The sequence below is a fragment of the Streptomyces sp. WM6378 genome (assembly GCF_001279695.1).
Classification (GTDB): Bacteria; Actinomycetota; Actinomycetes; order Streptomycetales; family Streptomycetaceae; genus Streptomyces.
The window spans coordinates 23,286-32,897 of sequence record NZ_LGDD01000341.1; the positions used below are offsets into that span (position 1 = coordinate 23,286).

The following is a 9,612-nucleotide window of genomic DNA, read 5'->3' on the forward strand; positions in this document are numbered from 1 at the left end:
GGCTTGGCGCTCTGCCGTGCCGGGGCCGGGCCCCGTGTGCCCGGGTCATTCGGCGCCGGGGATGTCCAGGGCCGTTCCGTACAGCCGCGAGACCGGGATCCGGATCACCACGCGCCGGTCGGCGACCAGTTGCTCGAAGAAGGCCCGTTCCTCGGCCGGGTCCTCGAACCCGGTTGTGAGCGCGAGCAGTTCGCGGCCGGTCGCGTCGCCGGGGAGGGTCGTCTCGGGCGACACTTCGGCCTCGCCCTCGGCGACGGCGAACGACCAGACGTCCGGGCCCGTGACGTGCAGGGCCACGTGCGGATCGCGGCGCAGATGCCGGACTTTGAGACGGTCGGCCGTGGTGGAGATCCGGACGACGCGCTCTTCGGGGTTCCAGTGGTGGAGCACGGTCGACAGGTGCGGGTGACCGCTGCGCCTGACGGTGGCCAGCACCCCGAACTGCTGCGCCTGGAGCAGCCGCGACAGTGCCTCGTCGGACAGGACCCGGGGCGCGGGCCCGCTGCCGGGCCGCTCGGTCCCGGACTCTGCCTGGACGGGAGTCGTGGCCGCGTTCTCGTACGTGTTCACGGTGCTGCCTTTCGGTGGCGTGCGCGGTGAGGTGGGGGGAAGTTCAGACGGCCGTGAGGCCGGTGACGTCCGGGGCTGCGTCGGGTGTCCGCGTCGTGGTCGTACGGGTCTGCTGCCGGGGCCCGCGGAGCAGGACGGCCGCGACGACGAAGGCTGCCACGAGGAGCCCCGCGCCGACGCCGAACGCGAGGTGGTAGCCGCCGGTCAGCGCCTCGGCCCGGCTGCTGCCATGGGCGAGCAGGCTGTCGGTACGGGACGCGGCCAGCGTGGAGAGCACCGCGACGCCGAGGGCCATGCCGATCTGCTGGGTCGTGTTGAAGAGGCCGGAGGCGAGGCCCGAGTCCGCCTCGCCCGCGCCGGACATGCCGAGGGTGGTCAGCGCGGGCAGAGCCAGCCCGAAGCCGGCGGCGAGCAGCATCACGGGCAGGAGGTCGCCGACGTACTCGGCGTGCACGGGGACGCGGGCGAGCAGTCCGAGAACGCCGATCAGGAGCGCGATTCCGGTGAGCAGGACGCGGCGTTCACCGAAGCGGGCGTTGAGGCGGGCGGACACACCGAGGGACACCGCACCGATGATGCCCGCGGCGGGGAGCATGGCCAGGCCGGTCCGGGTGGCGTCGTATCCGAGGACCCTCTGCAGGTAGAAGGCGACGAGGATCTGGAAGGAGAACAGCGCGGCCACCATGAGCATTTGGACCAGGTTGGCCCCCGAGACGCTCCGCGAGCGGAAGATCCGCAACGGCATGAGCGGGGTCCTGGCGGTGGCCTGCCGAGCGAGGAACGCGGCCAGCAGTACGGCGGCGAGCGCGCCCAGGCCGAGCGTACGTGCCGAAGTCCAGCCGTACTCCTCGGCCTTGACGACGGTGTGGATCCCGAGCATCAGTCCCGCCGTGACGAGCAGCGCGCCGAGGGCGTCGGCACCGGCCTTCAGACCGAGGCCCCGGTCGGAGGGCAGCACGGGCAGCGCGAGCCCCAGCACCGCGAGCCCGAACGGCAGGTTGACGAAGAAGATCCAGTGCCAGTTCAGGGCGTCGGTGAGTACGCCGCCGAGCACCTGCCCGATCGAGGCGCCGGCCGCGCCGGTGAAGCTGAACACGGCGATCGCCCTGGCACGTTGCCCCGGTTCGGTGAACAGCGTCACGAGGATGCCCAGGCCGACGGCTGAGGCCATCGCGCTGCCTATGCCCTGGAGGAATCGGGCAGCGATCAACGCCGCCGGGGAGGTGGCCACGCCCGCGAGGAGCGAGGCCGCGGTGAACACCGCCGTGCCGGACAGGAACATCCGCTTGCGGCCCACGAGGTCGCCGAGTCGGCCGGAGAGCAGCAGCAGACTGCCGAACGCGATCAGGTAGGAGTTGACGACCCAGCCAAGTCCAGTGGGAGTGAAGCGGAGGTCGTTCTGGATGGCCGGCATGGCCACGGTCACGATGCTGCCGTCGAGGACGACCATCAGCAGACTCGTGGCGATGACGCCGAGCGCCAGCCACTGCGAGCGGGTGGTTCTGGAAGTGGGAGCGGAAGGGGCAGACATGCGAACTCTCCTGTCCGTTGAGCGACAGGAAGGACACTAACAGATAGTTTCGTTGCAGACTATTTGTTTCGGTCGGACTCGCTTCCCCCATCCCCCGTTGGAACGTGGCCGCACTCGGCCGTTCGGCCGGTCTGTCAGGCGAGGCCGCGCAGCACTCCGTCCGCTGTGCCGCCAGGCGGGGGGGAAGTACACGTACAGGACGTGGCCCTCGGGTCCGGCGAGCCCAAAGGTCTCGAAGCTCAGACGGAGGATGCCGACGCCGTCGACATGAAGGCGTTTCTCGCCCGTCACGCGCTCGTGGACGTCGTGCGAGTCCCACAGAGCACGGAACGTCTCGCTGCGCTCGCGCATGTGCGCCACGAAGTCGTCGAGTTCCGCGCGGCGCGTGGCGGCGGTGACGCGCAGACCGGCGACGGCCTGCAAGCAGATCGCTTCCCAGTCGGGATAGACCGTCCGCGCACGCGGATCGAGAAACGTGAACTCGATCAGGTTGTGCCCCGCGCTCCAGGCAGGGTGCACCCGGGCGGCGAGCGCGGTCCCGGCCAGTACGTCGCGCCTGGGGCCGACGACGAACGCGGGCAGGTCGGCCCATCGCTCCAGCAGGTGCAGTACCCCGGCCCGCACCGCAGGGGCCGGTGCGGTGTCGTTGTCCGCCGGTGCCAGCGGCGGCATCGCCAGGGACCACAGGTAGGCCCGCTCGGTGTCGTCCAGACGCAGCACACGGGCGAGAGCTGCAAGGATCTCGCGGGAGGGATGCCGGTCGCGGCCCTGCTCGATCCGGGCGTAGTAGGACGGGCTGAGCCCGGCGAGCAGGGCCAGTTCCTCACGGCGCAGCCCTTTGACCCGCCGTCTCGCGTTGTCGACGACACCGGCGGAGGCAGCGTCGATCTTCTCCCGGCGACTGCGCAGAAAGGAACCGAGCCGTTCGTCGTCGCGTGTCATGCACATCGACTCTACCGCCGCCCACGTGCGCGCCGGCTTCCGTCCCGCACGCGAAGCTGACCCCTTCAGGGACTGCCTCAAGGGGGTGTGGCACGTCCGTCGGCCTGCTGTTGCCATGGCGGCATGTCGAACGAAACGAATGCATCGCCGGTCTGGCTGATCACCGGATGCTCCAGCGGCCTGGGCCGCGCGTTGGCCGAGCACGCCTTGGAGCGAGGCGACCGAGTCGCCGTCACCGCCCGCAACCTCGCCGCCGTGACCGGCCTCGCCGCCGCGTACGGCGACCGGGCCCTGGCTCTGGAACTGGATGTGACCGACCCCGCGTCGGTGACCGCGGCCGTCCAGGAGTGCGAGCGGAAGTTCGGGCGGATCGACGTTCTCGTCAACAACGCCGGATACGGCTACCTGGCGGCGATCGAAGAGGGCGAAGAGGCCGCTGTTCGCGCCTTGTACGACACCAACGTGCACGGTGTGGTCACGGTCCTCAAGGCCGTGCTGCCCGGCATGCGGGCCCGCCGCACGGGGCGCATCGTCAACGTCTCCTCCTTCGGAGGCCTGGCCGCCTTTGCCGCGACCGGCTACTACCACGCCACGAAGTTCGCCTTGGAGGGGCTGTCGGAGTCTCTGGCCGCGGAACTCGCTCCGCTCGGCATCACGGTGACGATCGTGGAACCCGGCGGTCTGCGCACCGAGTGGGCCGGGGCCTCGATGCGGCAGTCCCCGATCCGCCTGGACGACTACGAGGGGACCGCCGGCAAGCGCCGTGAGGCCACCCTGGCCGTGTCCGGCCGCCAGCCCGGAGACCCGGTCCGGGCTGCGGCGGCCATCGCCGCGACCGTGAACGCAGAGGTGCCTCCGCTGCGGCTCCTACTGGGCTCCGATGCGCTCGCCGGAATCCGCGCCCGCCTGGCACGGACAGCTGCCGAGACCGATGCCAACGAGGCACTGACCGTGAGCGCGGACCTGGCGGAAAGGTGAGCGGCATGGGTGCGTTCGTGGTGGTCGGCGCCCGGACCCGGTCCGGGTGCCGCGGCGGCCCGCCGCCACAACCGCCAAGATCAAGTACTGGCGGCCATCGGGCTCCCTCGGCGCCACTTCTTCTACTTCCCGCCCTGGCGGGCCCGGCGAGCCGGACGGGGAGACTCCGCGGGAACGGCCAAGTGCCCCTCGACGAGACCGTTCAGGGCGCGCAGAAACACCTTCCGGTCCCCTTCGGAGAGGCCGGCGAGGGCTTCCGCGTGGACGCCGTCGACGATCTTCTGGCTCCGGCGCGCGACCCGGGCGCCCTCCTCGGTCACCGCGATGATGCGCGCCCGGCGGTCCTTGCTGGACGGCCGCCGCTCGGCAAGGCCCGCCGCCTCCAGGGCGTCGACCGTCACCACCATCGTGGTCTTGTCCATGTCCCCGAGCTCGGCGAGCTGAGCCTGCGTCCGCTCCTCCCCCAGCGCGTGGACCAGCACGCAGTGCATGCGCGCGGTCAGCCCGATCTCGCCCAGCGCAGCCGCCATGCGGGTGCGCAGGACGTGGCTGGTGTGGTCCAGGAGGAAGGACAGGTCGGGGGCGGTGCGAGCGGGCGCCATGGCAGTCATGTCCATCAGGGTAGCAATTTCAATCCGTGACAGATCATCCGGAAGGGATCGATTTGAGGCGGGGACAGTGAGCGGCCCATCCCGCATGCGAGGTCTCAGAGGGCCATTGGGATACTCCGGCCATGGATACGAGTACGGGGGCGGGCGGCACAGCGCTGACTCGGGCGCTGCCTGGGGGCGGGGCGGGGCGGCCGGTGAGATGGGCTCTGCGGGGCGCGGTGCCGGCGGATGTCGAGCCGATCGTGGAGCTGCGGGCCGTGGTGATGCGGCCGGATCTGGAGCGGCTCGGACGGTTCGACGAGCATCGGGTCCGGCAGCGGTTCCGGGACGCGTTCGTGCCGGAGCACATGTCGGTCGTCCTGGCCGACGGCGCCTTCGCGGGGTGCGTCGCCCTGCGCCCGGCCGAGGACGGCCAGTGGCTGGAGCACTTCTTTCTCGCACCCCGCCTTCAGGGCCGGGGGCTCGGATCGGCCGTCCTGCGCGCCATGCTGAACCGGGCCGATGCCGATGGCCTGGTCGTCCGTCTGAACGTGCTGCAGGGCAGCGCCGCGCGGCGCCTCTACGAGCGGCACGGGTTCACGGTGGAGACCGAGGACCCCGTCGACGTGTTCATGGTGCGACGGCCGGGGGCGGGACCCGGCGCCTCGGACACGACGTCCGGCTGAGACCGGATGCTCAATTCGGGCGGGGCCTGAGCAGGTCCTCGACCAGGGTGTCCACCAGACCGCGGGGCATGCTCGCACCTGTCAGGGCGCGGTAGACGATCGGGCCGACCAGGGCGTCCATCGTGGCGTCGGGACCAAGCTCCGGCGAGATCTCATCCGCGTCGATCGCGCGCGCGAGCATGTCGCGTTCTTGGGTGCGGCGTGGCGCGAGGTAACGCTTGTGGAAGCTCTCGGCCGTGTCGGGATCGTGCTGCGCCTGCGCGAGCAGCGCGAGCAGGACCTTGCCGGCGGGGTCGCGCGTGAGGAACCGCGCGAACGCCCGCAGGTAGCCGCGGATGCTGTCCGCCGTGACCTGCCCCGTCGGGACGGGAAGGCTTTTCTCGCTGTCCTCGATGAGGGTGTCGAGGAGGATCTCGACCTTCGAGGGCCACCAGCGGTAGATCGTCTGCTTGGCGACCCCGGCACGCCTCGCGATGGCCTCGACGGTCAGACCGCCGAAGCCGTGCTCGGCGAGCAGGTCGTCCGCGGCATGAAGCACCGCCAGACGTGCGGCCTCGTCGCGCCGGGGGCCGGAGCGGGGCCTGCGGGGCTGAGAGCTCGTGGCGGGCATGCGGAACACAGTACCCGGCAGCGGTCCCTGCCCCATTGTCTAGACGCACCGTCTCGTCTAGGTTGAGTTCATCCACTGCGAACCCACCACGAAGGAGTACGTGTGTCCACCACGCCCAACCGCCAAGCCCTGGTCGTCGGAGCCTCGCGAGGCTTAGGGCTCGTCCTCGCCGACGAGCTCGCCCGGCGCGGCTGGCACGTCATCGCGACGACCCGCCGGAACGGCGGCGAGCTCCAGGCGCAGGCCGATGCCCGGAAGGGACTGCTGGAGGTCGAGTCGTTGGAGATGACCAGTTCCGAGCAACTGGCCGCTCTGCGCGAGCGCCTGGAACGCCGCCTGGAGGGCAGCCGACTCGATCTGCTCTTCGTCAACGCCGCGATCGACCGGGGCGATCTGCCCATCGGCGAGGTCCCGACCGAGATGTTCACCGAGGTGATGGTCACCAACGCGCTGAGCCCGCTGCGCGTACTGGAGGCGCTGCACGGACTCGTCGCACCCGGCGGAACCGTCGCGGTCATGTCCTCCGAGCAGGGCAGCATCTCGCGCAACACCGAGGACGGCTACGAGCCCTACAAGGCCAGCAAGGCCGCGCTCAACCAGCTGATGCGCAGTTACACCACCCGTCATGCCGACGACGGCCACACCAAACTGCTCATCGACCCCGGCCACAACAGAACTCAACTCGGGGGCCCCGACGCCCCGTTGAGCCCCAAGGAGAGCATCCCGGCCGTCGTCGACGTCCTCGAAGCGCAGGCCGGCGCTCCCGGCCTGCAATTCCTGAACCTGCACGGCGAGACGGTCCCGTGGTAGGACCTCAGGCCCAGCGCACCCGGGGCGCCCCTCTGGGGGCATTCCGTCCGTACCGCCATTCCGACTCCGCCGGGAACGGAAACTCAGCGCTGCACCGACCGGGGCGCAATGGCCGGACCCTTGAATCCCCTCAGGTTGGCCGGCGCCCCCCGATCACCGTCACATAGGTTTCCGTCATGACCAGCGAGTGGCGCGAGGACCGGATCGGAAGTGCCCTGCGTGGTGAAAACCCCACCGTGCTGCGGCGGTTGACGGCAGGATTCGCGGCGATCGGGGATGTGCAGTTCCTGCCGGGCTACTCGGTTCTCCTGGTGGATGACCCCCGGGTGGAGCGGCTGTCCGAGCTTCCGCGGGCGCGGCGGTTGGCTTTCCTGTCCGACCTGGACGTGCTCGGCGAAGCCGTCGAGCACGCCTGCCGTCGGCTCGACCCGGCGTTTCGCCGGGTGAACCTGGAGATCCTCGGCAACACCGACGGTTTCCTCCACGCGCATGTGTGGCCTCGCTTCGACTGGGAACCGGCCGACGCCGTCCGCGTCCCGGTCTGGCTCTATCCCCGCGAGAACTGGCGCGATGAGCAACATGCCCTGGCTCCCCGGCACGACCCGCTGCGGGAGGAGATCGCCAAGGAACTGGACCGGCTGACCGCACAGGACTGACGCAGGCCGCTGCGGCATGCCCGCGGGCGGCGCCGCCCGAATCCGCTTGTCCGGCCTCGCCGCACCCCGCTACCTTGCCGATGTGGATCTCTTCTCACACTCCTGGGCGGCATTGCGCACCGCGGTCGCCGGGCTCCGCGACCCGGACTTCGGCCGGCCGTCCGGATGCAGTGGCTGGCTCGTGCGGGACCTCGTGTGCCACCTCGTCATCGACGCCCAGGACGTCCTGATCACTCTCGTGACGCCCGCCGAAGGCGAACCGACCGTCGATGCGGTGACCTACTGGAGCGTCGGGGACCAACCGCCCACCGGCGACGACCCGCTCGACGCGCTGATCGTCCGGCTGGCCGCCGCCTACGAGGAGCCGGGGCTGCTCAGGTTCCACCTGGACGACGTCGGCTCCGCCGCCGGGCGTGCCGCCGGACTCGCCGACCCCGACGCCCGGGTCGGCACCCAGGACCAGGTCCTCACCGTGGGCGACTACCTCACCGCGTACGTCCTGGAATGGACGCTGCACCACCTCGACCTGATCGCCCACCTCCCGGACGTCGCGGGGCCGCCCGCCGAAGGCCTGGCCCGATCCCGCGCGATGCTGGAAGCGATCGCCGGAGCCCCGTTCCCCGCGTCGTTCACCGACGCCGACGCCCTGCTGATCGGCACGGGCCGCCGAGCGCCCAGCGGCACGGAGAGGTCCGAACTCGGCCTCCTGGGTGCGAAGTTGCCGCTCGTCCTCGGCTGATACGTCCACGGAGTGAGTCGGCGCGCGCAGCCCCGCCCTTGGCGCGACGTGCTGACGATGCGCCAAGTACCCGGCAGCGGTCGCGGCCAGGACCTGCTCCCGCGGATGCGACGAATGCCCGGTCTCTCCGCCGCGCACCGCGAATTGCGCATGGCAGGTGCCCACCGGACACAACGTGGGCTGATTCCCTTTCCCCGGCCGGAACCTGATGACGGCGGCGCCGGGAAGATCGGGGAACGGACCTTGCCATGATCGAAGAAGGTGCAGCGCGCGCCGACAGCGTCGTCGCTCGCCGTGGCGGACCGGGACGTCGAGTCCGCCCGGGAGGTCGCCCTGGAGGTGCGGTCGGCGGGCGGCCGGGCCGAGCCGTTCGGCTGCGACCTGTCCGAGCTCGATGAGGTCGAGGCCCTGGTCGCATCCGTCGCGGGGCGCTTCGGGGCGCTGCACGGACTGTGCTCGAACGCGAGGCACGGCAACTCAACCGCCCCGTGGCCGAGTTCTACGAGGAGGCGGCCGACCGTCCGCTGGGGCGGGTCGGTAAGCCGCGGGAGATCGCCGATGCCGTGAGCTTCCCGCTCGGCGAGGAGTCGTCCTTCGTGACCGGCGCGGTGTTGACGGTGGACGGCGGAGCCACGCTGTAGCCGTCGGCGTCCGCGCACGAGCGGGCGGCGGCCCCGTCCTGTACCCGTCCCCGGGCTTGGCCGCCGCCCTAACGCGATATAACGTAAGTTCATTCGCAGGCGTCGAGGCGCCGCCCACGAGATCGGGATGGGGACATGTCAGGAAAGACGCCGCCCACTGGTCAGCCGCACGACCCCGGCATGCCACCACCCACCAGGGCGTCGCACGCCGACCGGGACCGGACCGTCGACCTGCTGCGCATCGCCGCCGGGGACGGTCTGCTCGACGCGATCGAACTGGACCAGCGCCTGGAAGTCGCCCTCACCGCCCGCACCCTCGACGAGCTGGCCGCTCTCACGGCCGACCTGCCGTCCATGGCGGCTTCCGGCGGCGCCGCGGAGGTGAAGGACGTCGTCCGGATCGATCAGCTGGCCGGTTCGGTCCGCCGCGAGGGCCGTTGGGTGGTGCCGCGACGGATCGACCTGAGGGCGTCCTGGTGCGATGTGATGCTCGACTTCTCCGACGCCGTCATCACACAGGACACCCTGCGCATCGACATGAACATGCGCGGCGGCACGCTGCTTCTGGTGACCGGGCCGGGGATCGTGGTGAACACCGAGTCCCTGTCGATGAGCTTCTGCAAGGGCAACGCCCCCAAGGCTGCGGCCCCCGGGGCAGAACACACCCTTCAGGTGGAGCTGACCGGCAACTTCGCCTACGGCCGGATCAAGGTCCGCACACCACGGCGGACCTTCGGACAGTGGCTGCTCCGCAAACGGGCTTAGAGGCCCTAACAGAAGTGGTTGTTGACGTGACTGTCGGCTTGGCTGTTCGTTGGTGTGGGTGTGGGGAAGAGACAGTCGCGGCCGTGGATCGTGT

At 70.7% G+C, this 9,612-nt stretch carries 12 protein-coding genes and 1 pseudogene; 8 read left to right on the forward strand and 5 right to left on the reverse strand.

What is annotated here, in order from left to right; translation table 11 throughout:
* Nucleotides 1–45: 45 nt before the first annotated feature.
* The 3 genes from ADK54_RS39250 to ADK54_RS39260 all read right to left on the reverse strand — a co-directional run bounded on the left by ADK54_RS39250 (nucleotide 46) and on the right by ADK54_RS39260 (nucleotide 3,043).
* On the reverse strand, nucleotides 46–483 hold the full coding sequence (locus ADK54_RS39250; RefSeq protein WP_053730642.1) for a PPOX class F420-dependent oxidoreductase: 438 nt from the start codon (nucleotides 481–483) through the stop codon (nucleotides 46–48).
* 130 nt (nucleotides 484–613) lie between these two features.
* Nucleotides 614–2,101: an MFS transporter gene (locus ADK54_RS39255; RefSeq protein WP_078966987.1), complete on the reverse strand. Its 1,488-nt coding sequence runs from the start codon at nucleotides 2,099–2,101 to the stop codon at nucleotides 614–616.
* 36 nt (nucleotides 2,102–2,137) lie between these two features.
* Nucleotides 2,138–3,043, reverse strand: a complete 906-nt coding sequence (locus tag ADK54_RS39260) for a helix-turn-helix domain-containing protein (protein ID WP_078966991.1) — start codon at nucleotides 3,041–3,043, stop codon at nucleotides 2,138–2,140.
* Between the two features lie 123 nt (nucleotides 3,044–3,166).
* Here ADK54_RS39260 and ADK54_RS39265 point away from each other — a divergent pair, with 123 nt between their 5' ends.
* A complete protein-coding gene (locus ADK54_RS39265; RefSeq protein ID WP_053730633.1) occupies nucleotides 3,167–4,021 on the forward strand; it encodes an oxidoreductase in 855 nt (284 codons plus the stop codon).
* A 122-nt stretch (nucleotides 4,022–4,143) separates the two neighbouring features.
* Here ADK54_RS39265 and ADK54_RS39270 read toward each other — a convergent pair whose 3' ends face one another.
* Nucleotides 4,144–4,632, reverse strand: a complete 489-nt coding sequence (locus ADK54_RS39270; protein ID WP_053730643.1) for a MarR family winged helix-turn-helix transcriptional regulator — start codon at nucleotides 4,630–4,632, stop codon at nucleotides 4,144–4,146.
* 206 nt (nucleotides 4,633–4,838) lie between these two features.
* Here ADK54_RS39270 and ADK54_RS39275 point away from each other — a divergent pair, with 206 nt between their 5' ends.
* Complete coding sequence (locus tag ADK54_RS39275) at nucleotides 4,839–5,297, forward strand: GNAT family N-acetyltransferase (protein WP_420717478.1); 459 nt, start codon at nucleotides 4,839–4,841, stop codon at nucleotides 5,295–5,297.
* Nucleotides 5,298–5,307: 10 nt separating this feature from the next.
* Here the strand turns inward: ADK54_RS39275 and ADK54_RS39280 are convergent, their stop codons facing one another.
* The gene (locus ADK54_RS39280; RefSeq protein ID WP_053730644.1) at nucleotides 5,308–5,907 is read right to left on the reverse strand and encodes a TetR/AcrR family transcriptional regulator; all 600 of its coding nucleotides are present in this window, start codon (nucleotides 5,905–5,907) and stop codon (nucleotides 5,308–5,310) included.
* Between the two features lie 102 nt (nucleotides 5,908–6,009).
* On the opposite strand from ADK54_RS39280, the gene ADK54_RS39285 reads away from it, so the two are divergent.
* The 6 genes and pseudogenes from ADK54_RS39285 (at nucleotide 6,010) to ADK54_RS39305 (ending at nucleotide 9,518) form a co-directional block, all read left to right on the forward strand.
* On the forward strand, nucleotides 6,010–6,717 hold the full coding sequence (locus tag ADK54_RS39285; protein ID WP_053730635.1) for an SDR family NAD(P)-dependent oxidoreductase: 708 nt from the start codon (nucleotides 6,010–6,012) through the stop codon (nucleotides 6,715–6,717).
* 176 nt (nucleotides 6,718–6,893) lie between these two features.
* Entirely contained in the window at nucleotides 6,894–7,373 is a 480-nt protein-coding gene (locus tag ADK54_RS39290; RefSeq protein WP_053730636.1) for a diadenosine tetraphosphate hydrolase, read from the forward strand.
* An 82-nt stretch (nucleotides 7,374–7,455) separates the two neighbouring features.
* Nucleotides 7,456–8,112, forward strand: coding sequence for a maleylpyruvate isomerase N-terminal domain-containing protein (locus ADK54_RS39295; protein WP_053730645.1), 657 nt, complete (start codon nucleotides 7,456–7,458; stop codon nucleotides 8,110–8,112).
* A 339-nt stretch (nucleotides 8,113–8,451) separates the two neighbouring features.
* Nucleotides 8,452–8,523: pseudogene (locus ADK54_RS48015) on the forward strand (hypothetical protein); the annotation flags it as partial.
* Between the two features lie 41 nt (nucleotides 8,524–8,564).
* Entirely contained in the window at nucleotides 8,565–8,753 is a 189-nt protein-coding gene (locus ADK54_RS39300) for an SDR family oxidoreductase (protein ID WP_053730637.1), read from the forward strand.
* Nucleotides 8,754–8,888: 135 nt separating this feature from the next.
* Nucleotides 8,889–9,518, forward strand: a complete 630-nt coding sequence (locus ADK54_RS39305) for a DUF1707 SHOCT-like domain-containing protein (RefSeq protein ID WP_053730638.1) — start codon at nucleotides 8,889–8,891, stop codon at nucleotides 9,516–9,518.
* Nucleotides 9,519–9,612: the final 94 nt, after the last annotated feature.